This window comes from Campylobacter concisus (assembly GCF_902460705.1).
Taxonomy (GTDB): Bacteria; Campylobacterota; Campylobacteria; order Campylobacterales; family Campylobacteraceae; genus Campylobacter_A; species Campylobacter_A concisus_Z.
The window spans coordinates 42895-59210 of record NZ_CABPUP010000001.1 but is presented as its reverse complement, the minus strand read 5'-3'; the positions used below and the strand labels follow the sequence as shown (position 1 = coordinate 59210).

General features: G+C 36.0%; 16 protein-coding genes. 5 read left to right on the top strand and 11 right to left on the bottom strand.

Features of this window, described 5'->3' with window-relative positions:
* Positions 1–166: 166 nt before the first annotated feature.
* Genes mnmH through F3G75_RS00285 form a run of 9 tightly spaced genes read right to left on the bottom strand, consistent with a single transcriptional unit; the run spans position 167 to position 9310 of the window.
* The gene (gene mnmH / locus F3G75_RS00325; protein ID WP_149716135.1) at positions 167–1174 is read right to left on the bottom strand and encodes a tRNA 2-selenouridine(34) synthase MnmH; all 1008 of its coding nucleotides are present in this window, start codon (positions 1172–1174) and stop codon (positions 167–169) included.
* The gene (locus F3G75_RS00320; protein WP_149716134.1) at positions 1161–1643 is read right to left on the bottom strand and encodes an HIT family protein; all 483 of its coding nucleotides are present in this window, start codon (positions 1641–1643) and stop codon (positions 1161–1163) included. Before F3G75_RS00320 ends, mnmH begins: the two co-directional genes overlap by 14 nt.
* Positions 1643–2428, bottom strand: coding sequence for an indole-3-glycerol phosphate synthase TrpC (trpC, locus tag F3G75_RS00315; protein ID WP_149716133.1), 786 nt, complete (start codon positions 2426–2428; stop codon positions 1643–1645). The genes F3G75_RS00320 and trpC overlap by 1 nt, the downstream gene beginning before the upstream one ends.
* Complete coding sequence (locus tag F3G75_RS00310) at positions 2425–3660, bottom strand: tetratricopeptide repeat protein (protein WP_223154419.1); 1236 nt, start codon at positions 3658–3660, stop codon at positions 2425–2427. The genes trpC and F3G75_RS00310 overlap by 4 nt, the downstream gene beginning before the upstream one ends.
* An 8-nt stretch (positions 3661–3668) precedes the next feature.
* The gene (locus tag F3G75_RS00305) at positions 3669–4034 is read right to left on the bottom strand and encodes a YkgJ family cysteine cluster protein (RefSeq protein WP_149716131.1); all 366 of its coding nucleotides are present in this window, start codon (positions 4032–4034) and stop codon (positions 3669–3671) included.
* A complete protein-coding gene (locus F3G75_RS00300; protein WP_149716130.1) occupies positions 4031–4738 on the bottom strand; it encodes a tRNA1(Val) (adenine(37)-N6)-methyltransferase in 708 nt (235 codons plus the stop codon). The genes F3G75_RS00305 and F3G75_RS00300 overlap by 4 nt, the downstream gene beginning before the upstream one ends.
* Positions 4735–6987 carry a vesicular transport factor Uso1p gene (locus F3G75_RS00295; RefSeq protein WP_149716129.1) on the bottom strand — a complete coding sequence of 751 codons (2253 nt, stop codon included), beginning with the start codon at positions 6985–6987 and terminating at the stop codon, positions 4735–4737. Before F3G75_RS00295 ends, F3G75_RS00300 begins: the two co-directional genes overlap by 4 nt.
* Positions 6984–7946, bottom strand: a complete 963-nt coding sequence (locus tag F3G75_RS00290) for an NAD(P)/FAD-dependent oxidoreductase (protein WP_149716128.1) — start codon at positions 7944–7946, stop codon at positions 6984–6986. Before F3G75_RS00290 ends, F3G75_RS00295 begins: the two co-directional genes overlap by 4 nt.
* 23 nt (positions 7947–7969) lie before the next feature.
* Positions 7970–9310: a class II 3-deoxy-7-phosphoheptulonate synthase gene (locus F3G75_RS00285; RefSeq protein ID WP_149716127.1), complete on the bottom strand. Its 1341-nt coding sequence runs from the start codon at positions 9308–9310 to the stop codon at positions 7970–7972.
* Between the two features lie 145 nt (positions 9311–9455).
* Here F3G75_RS00285 and rarD (F3G75_RS00280) point away from each other — a divergent pair, with 145 nt between their 5' ends.
* Genes rarD (F3G75_RS00280) through F3G75_RS00260 form a run of 5 tightly spaced genes read left to right on the top strand, consistent with a single transcriptional unit; the run spans position 9456 to position 14282 of the window.
* Positions 9456–10340 (top strand): EamA family transporter RarD, encoded by an 885-nt coding sequence (gene rarD, locus F3G75_RS00280; protein WP_107776545.1) that lies wholly within the window; start codon positions 9456–9458, stop codon positions 10338–10340.
* On the top strand, positions 10328–11215 hold the full coding sequence (gene rarD / locus F3G75_RS00275) for an EamA family transporter RarD (protein WP_149716126.1): 888 nt from the start codon (positions 10328–10330) through the stop codon (positions 11213–11215). The genes rarD (F3G75_RS00280) and rarD (F3G75_RS00275) overlap by 13 nt, the downstream gene beginning before the upstream one ends.
* A complete protein-coding gene (locus F3G75_RS00270; RefSeq protein ID WP_149716125.1) occupies positions 11208–11660 on the top strand; it encodes an aryl-sulfate sulfotransferase in 453 nt (150 codons plus the stop codon). The genes rarD (F3G75_RS00275) and F3G75_RS00270 overlap by 8 nt, the downstream gene beginning before the upstream one ends.
* A 38-nt stretch (positions 11661–11698) precedes the next feature.
* On the top strand, positions 11699–13069 hold the full coding sequence (locus F3G75_RS00265) for an McrB family protein (RefSeq protein WP_149716124.1): 1371 nt from the start codon (positions 11699–11701) through the stop codon (positions 13067–13069).
* A 16-nt stretch (positions 13070–13085) separates the two neighbouring features.
* Positions 13086–14282 (top strand): McrC family protein, encoded by a 1197-nt coding sequence (locus tag F3G75_RS00260; protein ID WP_149716123.1) that lies wholly within the window; start codon positions 13086–13088, stop codon positions 14280–14282.
* Between the two features lie 80 nt (positions 14283–14362).
* On the opposite strand, the gene F3G75_RS00255 is transcribed toward F3G75_RS00260, so the two are convergent.
* Together F3G75_RS00255 and F3G75_RS00250 are read right to left on the bottom strand one after the other, a co-directional pair.
* Positions 14363–15418 carry a glycoside hydrolase family 3 N-terminal domain-containing protein gene (locus F3G75_RS00255; protein WP_149716122.1) on the bottom strand — a complete coding sequence of 352 codons (1056 nt, stop codon included), beginning with the start codon at positions 15416–15418 and terminating at the stop codon, positions 14363–14365.
* Positions 15415–16305, bottom strand: a complete 891-nt coding sequence (locus F3G75_RS00250; protein ID WP_149716121.1) for an NAD(P)H-dependent glycerol-3-phosphate dehydrogenase — start codon at positions 16303–16305, stop codon at positions 15415–15417. Before F3G75_RS00250 ends, F3G75_RS00255 begins: the two co-directional genes overlap by 4 nt.
* Positions 16306–16316 lie beyond the last annotated feature (11 nt).

Sequence of the window (16316 nt, the reverse complement as noted above, 5' to 3'; positions counted from 1 at the left end):
AAAAATTTTTAACTAATTTAGAAGAACAATACAAAATATTTTACATAAAATTAAACATATTATTTTTAGTAAGATTGATAAATTTAAGTGAGCAAAGACTATAAAATTTTAAGAGCTAAAACTCATTTGTATAAATTTTAGGCTTAATTTTTTAATTAAATTAAGTCTAAAATTTTGCTTCGTTTTTTATATCATTTAGCTTTTTAACGGCTTCGTCAAAGTCATCAGAATTTATGAAAACATTAATATTTTCATTTTTCTTATAGACTTTATCGTAGTATTTTGTGAGTAAAATTTCAGCTACTTTGGCAATGTCGTTTTCATTAAATTTAACCACAGCTTCATCTCTAGCTTTTTTATCGATAAATGGCGAGATTTTCTTCATACACTCGTCAAAAAAGGTTTTATTCACACTTTTATAATCATCTACTATGCAAGAAATTCTTTTTTCTAAACTTGCGCTCACTTCGACATTTATGCCACTACGCATCGCTTCATAAAGGCTTTTTGGCAAGCTTAATGAGCCTATCCTTCTGCTCTCACCCTCAATAAAGCAAATTTTATCTTTTAGCGTTATGAGCTTTTCAAACAACGCATCTTCAAAGCTTTTTTGGCTTGGCTGCGCGCCATTTATCGCCCCAAAGACAGATCCTAAATGATTTGCCATAGCTTCAAGGTCTATTGATGGGCTTAGAGTCCTTATGAGCTTACTTTTATAGCAGCCAGTATTTCCAAAAAGAGTGATAAATTTTGTGCTTAAAGGTCGATTTAGAAATTCTAAAACGTGATTTCTATAAGCTTTATAGCCACCACTAAGTCTAAAAACTCTATATCCTATCATGCTTAGCACATAGCCAACAGAATTTGATCTAAGCCCGCCTTTAGCGCAGTAGATACCAATAGCTGAACCAACCTTAGCTCTTTTATAAACCTCATCAATGATATTTTGTAAATTTTTGCAGATATATTTTGCACCAAGGCTCTTTGCTAGAGATCTATCGCTTTTATAGATCGTGCCCACCTCTTTATGTTCCGCGTCATTTAAAGCGTATAAATTTATGGCATCTTTTATGTGAGAATATAAAAATTCATGTGGCGATCTTGCGTCTATTAAAATTTCAAAAGAGCTTCTTTTCTCTAGCCACTGCTCTACATCAAGCTCAAATAACGGCACTAAATGCCTTTTTTAGTTTCTCAAAAAGCGGATAAAATGGTGTGCCATTTACTCTCACATCAGAGATGGTGGTTATAAAATTTGTATCTCCGCTCCACCTTGGCACAAGGTGATAATGCACGTGCTCAGCTATGCCAGCTCCTGCTGCTTTGCCTAAATTCATACCTATATTTACGCCATTAGCATAAAGCTCTTTTTTTAAAATTTCAACCCCAAGCCTTACAAATTTACTCATCTCAAACCAAGTATGCTCATCAAGCTCTTCGATCTTGTCGGTATGCTGATTTGGTATTATCATAAAATGCCCTGGAGAATACGGATATAAATTCATAATCCCAAAACAATATTTAGCTCGAAAAAGCACACCATTTTTATCATCATCATCTGAGTTTATAACATCACAAAAAACACAGCTATCTTTTTTAGCGCTAAAGTATTCACTCCTCCAAGGGGCACAAAGGTGCTGCATCACTCGCCCTCCTTTATCTTTTTGACGGCATTTTTTATGTCGTCTTGTCTCATAAAATGCTCTCCTATCAAGAAGGCATCTACGCCTATTTTACTTAGCTCCCTAAGCTGCTCGTGCTCGTAAAGGCCACTTTCAGCAACTATTATCTTGCCATTTGGCAAAAGTGGTATGAGCTTCTCACAAAGGCTCATATCCATCGTAAAATCATCTAAATTTCGGTGATTTATGCCTATTATATTTGCTCCTGCAAAGATAGCCTTTTTCACATCACTCGCGTCGTGAGTTTCAACCAAAACTTCAAGCCCTAAATGATGAGCGTAGTCTAAAAGCTCTTTTAGCTTGCCTTGTGTTAGTGCTTTGGCGATGAGCAGGATAAAGTCTGCTCCGTAAACAAGAGCTTCAAGAATTTGATACTTATCAACGATAAAATCTTTTCTAAGGATCGGCCTTGATGCATAGCGACGAACCTGCGTGATGTACTCGATGTTGCCTTTAAACCAATGTGGCTCAGTCAAGATACTAAAAGCATTTGCGTATGGCTCGTATTCCTGAGCGATCTTTATAGGCTCAAAATCCTCTCTTATCACGCCCTTACTTGGGCTTGCTTTTTTGATCTCGGCTATGATTTTTATAGGCTCATTTTGACTTGCTCTAAGAGCATTTAAAACATCTCTTGGCACGTATGGATTGTACGCGAGCGAGCGGCCAAGCCACTCCTCAGGGAAGTCTGCTTTTCTTTTTTCAAGATCATCTTTAGTTTTTTTTATTATCTCATCAAGTATCATTTTTTAAGCCTTTTGTTTAAATTTATTATACAGCGCTCTATTAGGTGCAAATGCTCTTTTGCCTCTTTTGAAGCTCTAAAATCAACATCTTTCATCGCATGTTGCATGATACTTTTTGCTTTTTTGCACTCACCGAGCTTAAAATAACCCCAGGCTAGCGAATCCTCATAATAAGGCGACTCAGGAGAGATAGCAAGTGCCTTTTGCACAAGCTCTATACCCTTCCTAGGGTCAATATCATGATCTATCAGCAAGTAGCCATAATAGTTAAAAAACATATCATTTTCTAGCTTTGGCACGCTAGCTTCAAATTTATCTAAAATTTCAGCCATTTTTTGTTCGTTCAAGGCATCTTTATTCATCTCGTATTCGTAAATCGCGGCTTTTGCTAAAAAATTTAAATCCCTGCTATCGTTATAAATTTTAACAGCAAGTATGTATGCGTCACCAAAATTACTAGTTGCCGCATAAAGATCCATAAGTGCCACATCGTTGTAGCTATATTTTTTTAAAATTTCAATTGCTGCTTTGTAATTTTTATCATAGATAAAAAACTGCACGATCTTATCAATATATGAAGTATCGTGATTTAGCTCATAAAGCTCTTCAAAGAGCTCGATCACTTTTGGGAAATTTCTTTGCTGGGAGTAAATTTCAGCCAAAAGCTCACAAGTTTTTAGCGTGCATCCTTGATCCTCTTTAAATTTCTCAAGATACTTTGTAGCGTCTTTTATCTTATCCATGCGATTTATCAAAATATCAACAATACGGAGCAAGTTTTCTTCTTCTTGCTTTAGCGAGTATGCCTCTTCGAAGTATTTTAACGCAGTCGTTGTTTCATTTTGCATCATACAAATAGTGCCAAGCATAAGTAAATTTTGAGCATTTGGTTCTTTTGTAGCAAGCTCTTGCATTAAACTTTTAGCCTCATTTAGCTTTGAAAGATTTACTAAATTTGCCACCTTTATACGGATAAAATCACTGTCATCTTTTAAGCTTTTTTCGCCTTCATTTATCAAAGCGTCTAAATTTTCATTTTTTGTAGCAAAGGCGAGTTTGATCGCCTCTTTTAAATAAGCTTTTTGATTTGTATCTTTAAAAATATTTGAGTAAGCTTGAATGCTAGCATTTACATCTCCACTATCTTGAAACAATAAAGCCTGCATTAGACGTAAATTTATACTTTTATTATCGTCAGCCAAAAGTAGCTGCGAGTTAAAAAATATGCTCATAAAAAATACTAAAATTTTACGCCAATACATTCTGCTTTTAGCTCCTTTAAATTTTTTTTAAAATAATTCCAAAATGGAAAAGTCCTACATTGCTGTGGCCTTAGCTCATAGACTGAGCAGTTTTTATTTTTTTCATCAAAAAATACACAAGCAAAGCCATCTTCATAAGGCTTCTCTTTTATGCTACACCTTAGCCCAACTCTTATTAAAAACTGCTTTTCAAACTCATCTTTACTCATATAAAATGCGGTGCAAAATTTTGAAATTTCTTCTTCATTTATCCAGATGTAGCCACTCTCTCCTGTGCAACACTTGCCGCCACAGCTCTCGCAAAAGCTGGCATCAAACTCATAGCTAAAGCCTTGCACTCTCACGCTAGCTCCTGATAATCAACGCTGTTTGTATCAGCTTTTTTAAAAATTTCAATCGCCTCTTTTGTATGCGAGCCATTTTCGCTCATTACCAAAGGTGGCAAAATTTTTAACTTTGAGTTTGAATTATTTCTCACCTCAAACAAGGCTAAATTTGCTGGTTTATCAGCCTTTGTATGAATAAATTTTAGGCTTACTAAATTTAGCTTAAACTCTTTTAGACACGCTACAATCTGACTAAGATCATCAGGTGCATAGCAAAAAAACGCCCTTTTGTGAGGCTTTAAATTTATGCTTATACCTCTTATAAAGTCTTTTATACCCAAAGAGCTTGTGTATCTACTAGCCTTTATATGCTCATCTTCGCTTTGTTTCGTACCTTCGTGATAAAATGGCGGATTTGATACGATGAGGTCAAATTTCTCACTATCTTTAAAATCTGCAAAATTAGTATTTATAATTTCTGCCTCAAAGCCGTTCTTACTGGCATTAAATTTAGAAATTTCACCATTTATTTGTAAGATATCAAGCAAGCTTAGGCTAGAATTTTTAAAGTCGCGTTTAAGCAAAAGCCCAAGTATCCCGCACCCTGCGCCAACGTCTAAAATCCTGCCTGAAAAATTTTTCAAACTTGAGCTTATAAAATCATAAAGTACCAGCGTATCGCTGTTGTAGCGATAGCCACTTTTTAGCTGAGCCAAGATCATCTATAAACCTTGATGATAAAGCCACGCGTGACATCTTTTACGATCACTTCAGAGCTAAAGCTGATCCTTGCAAAATCGCCAAATTCTTCTTTTATAAGCTCGGCTGCTGCCTTTGCGCGCTCTTTACCAACGCCATAATTTACATAGTTATTTAGCCTACCAAGATCGTCTTTTTTGATGCTTTGAGCCACATTTGACGGAATCACAAAATTTTTCTTATCAACGATCGGAATTATCTCATAAAGGTAGTTTGAGTTAAATCTTTGCAAAAATTCGCTCACTCTATTCTTACACATCACGCTAACCTTATCTTTTGCATCCATATCATCACACTCAAGGCTAGAGATCAAAACCAGCTTTGTTGGCGTCTCTGGCTTAGTTGTCGCCTGCAAGATATTTTTTAAATTCACATTTTCATTTTCAAGTTCATCTTGCCTATTTAAATTTTGCTCGATATCTTTTTGAAGTTCGATGATTTTGGCATTTACTGGACTTCCTTTTACGCTAGATGAGCTAAGTTCATTTATTTTAGAATTTAACCTCTCAATCGTCTTATTACTCTCGTTTAACTTATGTTTTGCGCTTTCAAGCTCATTTTGTAAGCTTAGTAAATTTTTACCACCACTTTTATTGCTATCAGCAAAAAGAGCCGACGTATCAGCTATCTTCTTTTGCAAAATATTTATTTGCTGACGCAAAATCTCATAGTTTTGCATATCGATCTTTAGCGTTCTTTTTTGAGCTTCTAGCTCACTTTGCTTTGCTGCTAGCATTTGACTTGTTTGAGTGAGATTATTTTCTAGCTCTTTTATCTTTTCATCTTTTGAGTTTATCTTTGCACTTAAATTTTTCAGCTCACTGTCATTTAAACCAAGCTTTTGGGTCTGCAAAGAGATAGTTTGGTTTTGCTCAAACAAAGTTTTTAAAAATTTATTCGTCTTTGTATCAAGCGTCTTTAGCTCATCTTTTGCATTTTTAAGGCTCTCTTCACTTAAATTTAGCTTTTTATTTAGCTCACTTAAACTTGTATTTGCATCTAAATTTTGCTTCTCTAGCTTTTTATTTATCAAATTTACTCGCTCAAGCTCTTTTTTAAGCGAATTTATATTTTCATTTGCGAGTTTATTTTCCTGCTCGCTTTTAAGATTTTTTTCTTTTAGATCATTAAAACTTTTATGAAGTGCTGCAAGAGAGGCATTTAGCTCTAAATTTTTACCATTATAGTTTTCAACTGCCAAATCTTTTGAGTTTAGATTTTTCTTTATCTCATCAAGCTCATAAATTCTATCTTTTAAAGCAGTTTTGTTTGACTCAAGTGCTTCTTCTAGATCGATTATTTTATTTGCTTTTTTTGAAAGCTCATCTTCCATAACACTTTTTTGTGTCTCAAAGCCATCAGCTAGTGCGTTTATCTCTTTTTCATAGCTAAATTTTTGAGCATTAGCATCATTTTTGACTCGCTCGATCTCTTCTTTTAAGATCAAAATTTCCTTTTTTTCGTTTTTCTCTTTTTCTTTTTGAGCATTTTCATACTCTTTTATTATCGCTTCTCTTTGAGTTAAAGACGCGTTTAATTCGATATTTTGCTCTTTTAGTGCAGTAAAATTTGCATCAAGATTTTCTTTAAATTTATTAAAATTTGCCTCGATCTCTTTTATCTTATTTTCATCGCCATTCTTGGCTTCACTTATAGCGTTTTCAAGATCGATTATCTTTTTTTCATATGCCTTTGAGCTCTCTATCATATCGGATTGAGCCTCATTTAGACGTTTTGTTAAAGTCTGGATATTTTCGAAATGCTGCATCTCAAGCTCGCCTAGAGTCTTTTGATTTTTCTCTACTATCTCGTTCTTTTCATTTTCAATATTTTTTTTCAACTCCGAAATCTTGCTTATAAAATCTAAATTTTTTTCACTAATATCAATATTATCAGCAGCTAAAATTTGATTTTTCTTGCTCAGCTCACGAACTTGCTCTTTGAGTTCATTTACATTATTTGATAAATTTAAGTCACTAATTTCAGTAAAATTTTGCATGTAGCTTTTTGGTGTTATATAACCACCATACTCGTACAGATCGTCTTTGCTGATATATTTTTGTTTCTCTTCTTCTGAAAGGCTGTCAAAATTTATAGAATAAATAGTTTTGTTTGTATCATTTGGCTTTTCCTCATATTTTTGAGATCTTAAAAATGAGAGGCAAAAGCCAAGTATTAAACAAAAAAAAGCTAGTAAAAATTTATTTATCAAGCTTGTGCCTTGCCTTTTAAAATATCTTTAATGACACTATGAGCATGATTTAGAGCTACTACGATCGAGCCGCCATTTTTTAATACAATATCACCGCCAACATAAAGCCCTGGTACGCTACTTTGGTAATTACTATCGACTATTGGAGTGCCTTTATCGTCAGTTTTGATTTGGCATTTTTGTAAAAAATCAACCGGACTTGAGCCACCGATCGCATAAACTACTCTGTCATATACGCGAATTTTGCCATTTTCATAGTGTACTCTAACCTTACCAGACTCATTGTCTATCTCGGTTATATCGTGATTTAGCCTTACTTTTATCTTGCCGTGCTTTTCTAGCTCCCAAAGTGCGCTTAAATTTGTCTCATTTACGCGGCTAAAATTATCTTTTCTGTAAGCAATGGTCGTTTTATTATACTGGCAAAGTTCGATTGCATACTCAACCGCCGAGTTTCCACCACCCACAACAAGTACTTTTTCGCCATTTGTACAGCTGTCAAGGTTAAAATTTACCACTGAATTTAGTGATGGCGGTATTTTATAATCAGGCTTATTTGGACGTCCCATTTTACCAATAGAAATCATCACATTTTTAGTTTTATAGACTGCTTTTGATGTGGTTACGTTAAAAATTTCTCCGTCTTTTTTTACACTCTCCACTTCAGAATTAAAAAAAGCTTCAATCTTTTCAGTATCAAGCAGCTTGTCAAAATAATCAAGCGTACTCTCTTTCGTGCCATCCTCAAATGAAACTACACCATGTATCGTGCTATCTTGCCCTTTATACTCTTTATCTACGCGTTTATTATCTTTATAAAATTTTCTTATCGTTTGGCTGTGATTATCGCCTTTTTCAAGAAGCAAAACGTTGTTTAAGCCATTTCTTTTTGCCTCAACTACGCTAGCAATTCCACAGGGTCCACCACCGACAACGATTAGATCATAAACATTTACCATCTTTTTCTCCAAATTTTATAATTTTAAGCTTTTTTAACCAGATCAGCCATCAAAAATGCAAGCTCAAGTGCCTGATCAGCATTTAGCCTTGGATCGCACTGTGTCTCGTATCTTTGCTCTAGCGAGCTCTCAGTAAGTTTTAATGCCCCGCCAGTGCACTCTGTCACGTCTTGACCTGTCATCTCAAGATGCACGCCGCCAGCTCTTGTGCCCTCAGCTTTGTGAATTTCAAAAAAGCTTCTAACTTCGCTTATTATCTTGTCAAATTCTCTGGTTTTGTAGTTATTTGAGGTTTTTACGGTGTTGCCATGCATCGGATCGATACTATAAACGATATTTAACCCTTCTCGCTTTAGCTCTCTTAAAATTTTTGGTAAATTTTCGCCTATCTTATCAGCACCCATTCTGATTATCACGTTTAGTCTGCCAGCTTCATTTTCTGGATTTAGTTTATTTGCAAGTGCTACGACGTCCTCAGCCTTTGCACTTGGTCCGATCTTTACGCCGATAGGATTTTTCACACCGCTTAAAAAATGCACGTGAGCGTCGTTTATACCACGTGTTCTCTCACCTATCCAAAGCATATGAGCCGAGCAGTCGTACCACTCACCGCTAAGACTATCAACCCTAGTTAGTGCCTCTTCATAAGGTAGTAAAAGTGCCTCGTGAGATGTATAAACCGCGGTTTGATTTATGACTGGCGTATTTGCTGAAGTGATGCCACAAGCTGCCATAAATGAAAGCGTCTTTGTTAGCTCATCAGCTAGTTTTGCGTATTTCTCGCCGATCTCTGGCTTTTTGACAAAGCCTAAATTCCACTTATGTACTTGATGAAGGTCGGCCAAACCGCCTCTTGAAAAGGCTCTAAGTAAGTTCATCGTAGATGCACTTTGATAATACGCCTCGATCATGCGTTTTGGATCAGGCACTCTTGCCTTTTCGTCAAATTCAAAGCCATTTATGATGTCACCTCTATAGCTTGGAAGCTTAACGCCATTTACCTCTTCAAAATCGCTACTTCTAGGCTTTGCAAACTGCCCTGCCACGCGGCCCACTTTAACCACTGGATAGCCACCAGCAAAGGTTAAAACTATCGCCATTTGAAGTAAAACCTTAAACATATCTCTGATATTGTTTGCATTAAAATTTGTAAAGCTCTCAGCACAGTCGCCACCTTGAAGCAAAAATGCCTCACCATTGCAAACTTTTGCAAGTTCTTCTTTTAAACTTCTAGCCTCGCCAGCAAAAACCAAAGGAGGAAGCGATTTTAATTTTTCTTCGACCTCTTTAAGCTCTTTTAAATCTGGGTAATTTGGTTGTTGCAAGATATTAAATTCTCTCCAGCTATCGCGGTTCCAAGTCATTTATTTTCCTATCTTTTTTGCCTTAAATTAGACGCTGATTATATCACGCAAAACTTAAAAAATAAAAGCCATTAATGGGCTATTAAAGATATTTTGCATACAATCGCTACTTTAAATTTACCCAAAAAAAGAGAAGATTTTTTTCATGATAAAAGGCATTTTTTATTCGCTTTTGGCATCAGTTTTATTTAACTGCATTTACTACATGTCAGTGCTCATGAACCCCATCAGCACACAAGCTCTTATTGGATACCGCATGATCTTTGCCATGCCTTTTGTCATCGCCGCCATTTTTTTGTTAAAACAGCAGCGAAATTTCAAATTTTTACTTCTAAAAATAAAGCTAAAACCTAAAATTTTACTAGTTTTGCTTGCTACCTCGCTCATCGTCTCATTTCAGATGTGGCTTTATCTCTGGGCGCCAAGCAATGGCTCAGCACTAAAGGTATCAATTGGCTACCTCATCATGCCAATAGTCATGGTCCTTTTTGGACGGATATTTTTTAAAGAGCACCTCTCTAAAACAAAGCTAGCCTCGATATTTTTTGCAGCCCTTGGCGTCTTTAGCACAGCTATACTAAGCGGCGGCATCTCGTGGGAGAGCGCTGTAGTTTTTTGCCTTTATCCAGTCTATTTTGCCATTAGAAAGTACTACAACCTTGCAAATTTCTCAAGCTTTGTTATAGAGATAATTTTTATGTTTTTATTCTCATTTTATTTTGCGCTCACAGCCGATATGAACTACGTGATGAGCCAAAATCCAAACATCTACTATCTGCTCATCTTGCTTGGTGCTATCAGCGGCATAGCCCTCATCGCCCAGATCCTCTCAAGCACGCTCGTGCCGATAAATGTACTAGGTTTGCTTACATATTTTGAGCCTATAATGATGCTTTTTGTCTCATTTGCTATCGGCGAGAGACTGGAGAAAAGCTCTTACTTTTTGATGATATGCCTTGCTATTTCGGTTACGCTCTTGATGATTGATAGCATAAATTCCATAAAAAGCGATAAAAAATGCAAAAACTAAACGAAGCTCAAAAAGGCGTTGCTTTCGCACTTAGTGCGTTTTTTATGTGGGGATTTTTAGCAGTTTATTTTAACCTCTTTAGTAAAGATGTCGATGCTTATGAAATTTTAGCTCATAGGGTCATTTGGTCATTTTTCTTAATGGCTGGAGTGCTTTATTTTAGTGGCAAAATGGGTAAAATTTTTTTATTGCTAAAAGATATAGGCTCACTAAAAGCACTATTTTTAAGCGGCACTTTTATCACTATAAACTGGGGCGTTTATGTATATGCGGTTAGCAATGGCAAAATTTTGGACACAAGCCTGGGCTATTTTATAAATCCACTAATAAGCATGCTTCTTGGTGTTATCATCTTTAAAGAAAGGCTAAATAAAAGCGGATTTTTAGCCATTTGTATAGTCGTTTTAGCCATTAGCGTACAAATTTATGCCCAAGGCGGATTGCCATTAGTTTCCATTATCTTGCCGCTTTCATTTGGATTTTACGCGGCAGTTAGAAAAATGGCAAAGATTAGCGCATTCAACGGGCTTTTTATAGAGACATTTTTCATGTTCCCATTTGCACTTGCTTACGTCCTTTACATAGCATTTTTAGGTAAAAGCCACTTTGGACTAAAGGAGGACTCGCTTTTAATGATCGCCTCAAGCATCGTAACCATCGTGCCACTTGTCGCATTTAACGCAGCTGCAACAAGGATAAATTTAACAACGATCGGCTACTTGCAATACATCTCGCCAACCATCGCGATCCTTTGTGCGGTCTTCATTTACGGCGAAAATTTAGACGGCTACAAGGTCATCTCGTTTTGTATGATCTGGCTGGCACTTGCAATAATTAGCATAGATAAATTTAGAAAAAGGAGTAAAAATGAATAGCGTTACGATTTATTTGCTGCTTGCGTTTTTTGCGGCACTTATTTTATATTTTCAGATACAAAAACTAACCAAAAAGCTTGACGATGAAGGGGCGGTGCCAGCTTATCAAAAGGCTGCGCAAGAGGTTTTAGAAAATTTAAGCAACGCTGAGAAATATCCAAAATTTTGCAACGTAATATTTAAAAAAATAAACGCCTTAAGGCAAGATATTTTATTTGAAGATGCGCTAAATAGTGAGTCTGAAAAAGATAAAGCATTAGATGCCTTAGAGCAAATAAGAGAAAAACTGGAAACTTTATCAAAGCAAGAAAATTTAAGCTGGGAGAGCGAACTCTTTGCGATCTTGGACGAGCTTGATGGCTTTGTAAGGGCAAATTTAAAAGACGGCGAAAACAAGGCTGAGAGCTTAAGGGAGGAGTTAAAAAAAGAATTTGATGAGTTGTGATATCGACTCAAATAAATTTTAGATTTAAAGGAATAAACATGTTTGAAGATATAGATTACGATGGTTTTAAGATTTATTGTGATGAGAATAAAAAAATGATAGATAGTTCCATTGAGGCCTATCAGTCTTATTTAAAAAGTTTTATTGCCTTTTTAGAAAATAATAAAATTTATTCATTTTCTGATTATAGTAATACAGATACAACATATTTAGAAAAAGAATTTATAAAAAGAGGTAGAAATGAACAAACTTTTAATAAATATATGCGTGCAGCAAATTATTATATGGATTTTAAAAATGGCAAAGGAGATACAATGCCAATAGAAAACAATAGACAACAAAAAGCTAAGGTAAATTTTCCACTAAATCAAATTTTATATGGTCCTCCAGGAACTGGAAAGACATACAGTACAGTGACAAAAGCTATCGAGATAATAGAAGAAAGAAAAGTTAATATAAGCGAAAACAGAAATGATCTAAAAAAGAAATTTGATGGATATATACGAAATGGACAAATAAAATTTATAACATTTCATCAAAGCTATGGATATGAGGAATTTGTTGAGGGCATAAAGCCTGTATTTGATAGCGAAAACGAAGATGGCGATATAACTTATGAGATATCAAAAGGAATTTTTTATCAGTGTTGCGAAAATGCTTTGCTTCTTAGTGGATACAAAGGTAAACTTAGGGATTTTTGCGATCTACCAAAAGATGAACGGCAAAAGTTTTTTAATGACGATACACCAAAATATGCCATCTTTATCGACGAGATCAACCGCGGAAATATATCTAAAATTTTTGGTGAGCTCATAACTCTTATAGAGCCATCAAAAAGACTCGGAGCAGATGACGAAATAATGGTGAAGCTGCCATATTCAAAAGAGAAATTTGGAGTGCCGTCAAATTTATACATAATAGGCACGATGAATACGGCAGATCGCAGCATAGCCCTCATGGATACGGCACTTAGAAGAAGGTTTGAGTTTGTGGAGATGATGCCACAACCGGAACTTCTAAAAGACATTAAGATCATTAAAAACGGAGATGACACCGACATAAAGCTCAATGAAATGCTTAAAACGATAAATGAGCGCATAGAGTATCTTTACGACAGAGACCACACGATAGGGCATGCTTATTTTATGTCAATAAAAAGCGGTGCGGATATATCAGAGTTAGCCTCAATCTTTAAAAATAAAATTTTACCGCTACTTCAAGAGTATTTTTATGACGATTGGGAAAAGATAAGGCTAGTATTAGGGGATAATGGGTTTATAAAAGAAAAAGAGAAAGATAGAAAATTGCTTGTGTTGGATGGCAAAGAATATGAAACTGATAAAATTTTATATGAGATAAAATTTGAAGCCTTTAAAGAACCAGAAAACTATATAAAAATTTACGAATGAAACAAAACGCAAAGCAATGACCAAATACTTAATAGAGTTTGAAAAATTTCGCCCAGAAGACGACCAAGATCTATTTAATGCCGTAGATGCATTTACTAGAGAAAATTTTGTCGCAGTAGAATTTTTAAAGCCCGGCAGAGACAAAAAGGGCGATTTTTTACAAGCTCAAAACTACGTCGGTATCATCCAGACAAAAAGTGGCGATAGCCTTGAGATACTTCCAAAAATCCATGATAATGACAATGGCAGCAATAAAGAAGCAGTAGAAAATTCTAAAAGAATTTTACTAAGAATGTTAAAAACTTTAAAAAACCATCCATTTAAAAATATAAACATAGCAAATTTAAAAAGCCTAAATTTGCCGCTTCTTGAAATTTTTATATCGATGTTCTTAGATGAAGTATCAAAACTCATAAAAATAGGCATAAAAAGCGACTATGTTGGGCTAGAAGATAATCTAAAATTTTTAAAAGGAAAGCTTAAAATATCAGAGCAAATACGTAAAAATATCGTCCATAAAGAGAGATTTTACGTTTGCTATCAGGAATTTTCCATAGATAGAGCCGAAAATCGTCTAATAAAAAGTACGCTCGAGTTTTTATATAGACGCTCAAAATCAAGCAAAAATCAACGACTTATCAGGGAATACTTATTTATTTTTGATGAAATTTCATCTAGCTCCGATATAAACGCGGACTTTAGCCGGTTAAAACTAAATCGCCAAACAAAACATTATGAACAAGCGCTTTTATGGAGCAAGATATTTTTACAAAACAAGTCGTTTAGTCCGTATGGAGGTAGCGAAATAGCCTTTGCTTTGCTTTTTGATATGAATAGACTTTTTGAGAGTTACGTCGGAAATTTTACAAAGAAAAAGCTTCCGGATGCTATATTGCAACATCAAGGAAAATATCTTATTGAAGAGCCAAAAAGAGACTTTTGGTTAAAGCCAGATATATTCTTAAAAGATAAATTTATAGCTGACACAAAGTGGAAGATCGTAAAGTCAAGAGATGATATCTCGCAAACTGACTTATATCAACTCTACGCTTACGGTAAGAAATACGAATGCGGCAGGCTTTATCTCATATACCCAAGAATAAGTGGCGCTGACCAAAAAGCTATGAAATTTAAATATGAAAACAATATGTGGCTTAATGTTTTATACTTTGATTTAGAAAAAGACGAGATTGCTAGAAATTTACTAGCCTAAAGTACTTTTTAAAGTCCCTTAAAATTCCACTCTAATTTTCTATTTCTTAATAAGTGGATTGCAACTCATCAGAGTAGCCATTAAAGTTTCGCTTTTAGAGCCATTATCCTCTTATATGAAGCGTCGATTCGCTCTTTGCTGATCTTTTTCTCATTTACAGCGTCGATTATGATCTGAGTGATTAGATCGGCTGTTCTTTGGTTATTTATCTTAAACTCACTAAAGAGTAAAATGTCGCCACCAGCGTTTATAAATTTCACCACCTTTTGCGCCAAAGCTTCGTCTCCAATGCCTTTCATAAGCATATCATCACTGATAACTACGCCATTAAATTTAAGTTCATTTCGCAACAGATCGGTTATTATTTTTTTAGAAAGTGTGGCCGGATTGTCCTCGTCGATACCCTTTACAAAAAGGTGTCCGACCATGATGATCTGCGCTCTACCTGTGCTTATGGCGTCTTTATATGGCAGAAGCACGTCTTTACTTAGCGTGACCTCGCTCTTATTTTTATGTGAGTCCTCTTTTGAGCTGCCATGCCCTGGGAAGTGTTTAAGTGTCGTTAGGATGCCCTGCTCTTTAAATGCATCCATAAAGGCATCTGCGTAGATCACCACCTTACTAGCGTACTCGCTAAACGCTCTTTGCTTAGCGGCGATGATAGGCGAGTTTTCATCGTGCAGATCAACCACTGGAGCGAAATTTAAATTTATGCCACACTCCTTTAAATTTATAGCCATTTTTGAGTAGAGATCGTATGCGCTTTTGATATCAAGCGTGCTTGCGACCTCGTATGCGCTAGGATATGGGCCATCAAAGCTCTTATCCTTCATGCGGCTCACGTTACCACCCTCTTCGTCGATAGCGACGAAAATTTTAGGACTTTTTTCTTTGATCGCCTTTATGCTAGCTTTTAGCTGGGCTTTACTAGTAACGTTTCTGCCAAGTAGCATCACACCGCCAAACCTCTCATATCCAGCGTCGCTTAGCATCGCACGAAACGCAGCGTCCTTTGTGCTAGCTCCATTAAAGCCAACCATTATCATCTGCGAGACCTTAGCTCTTAGGCTCACTTCTGCGCCACTTAGTTCCAGAGCAAAAATGGCTACAAAAAATATAAATTTTAAAGCTTTCATCTTCTTCCCAAAAGTGATTTTACGCTCTCAAAAACATCTTTGCCATTTAGCATATTTTCAACCTCGCTTGCGATTGGCACATATATGCTCTTTTCTTTAGCAATCTTGCTAATAGCCCTTGCAGTATCGACGCCCTCTGCCACTTCGCCAAGCTCATTTAAAATTTTTTCTAATCTCTCGTGCCTTGCAATGCCTAGACCTACGCGGTAGTTGCGTGAAAGTATCGATGAAGCGGTTAAGAAAAGATCTCCTGCGCCGCTAAGCCCCATAAATGTCTCGTCTTTTGCGCCAAAAAATTTACCAAATCTAGCCATCTCGACAAGCCCACGTGAAATGAGGCTAGCTCTTGCGTTGTTGCCAAGACCAAGACCGTCGCAAATGCCGCCAGCTATGGCTATCACGTTTTTATAGGCCCCACACACCTCAGCGCCGATCACATCATCAGATGTGTAGGCTTTCATGTAGCTTGGGAAAAATGAGGCAAATTTTAAAGCTAAATTTTGATTTTTAGAATTTACCACCAAGGCGCAAGGCAGCTTTTGCATGATCTCTTTTGCAAAGGTCGGCCCTGAGAGAAAGGCTAAATTTTCTCTATCCACAAAGTCTTCATAAATTTCATTTAAAAATTTAAGATTTGCCGTATCTATACCCTTACTGGCGACTAAGATCTTTTGATCTTTGTTTTTGTAGTTTTGCTTTAGCCATAAATTTGTAGCTTGCGTTGGGATCGTGCAGACTAGATATTCGCACTCCAAAGCCTCTTCTAAGCTTACAAAATTTGGCATCTCTCTTGGCGTTCTTGAGCTGATGACGCACTCGTTATTCTCACTAAATGCGTGAAATAGCGCACTGCCCCACTTGCCAGCTCCGATGACTGCTATGCTCATTTTAGCCCTTT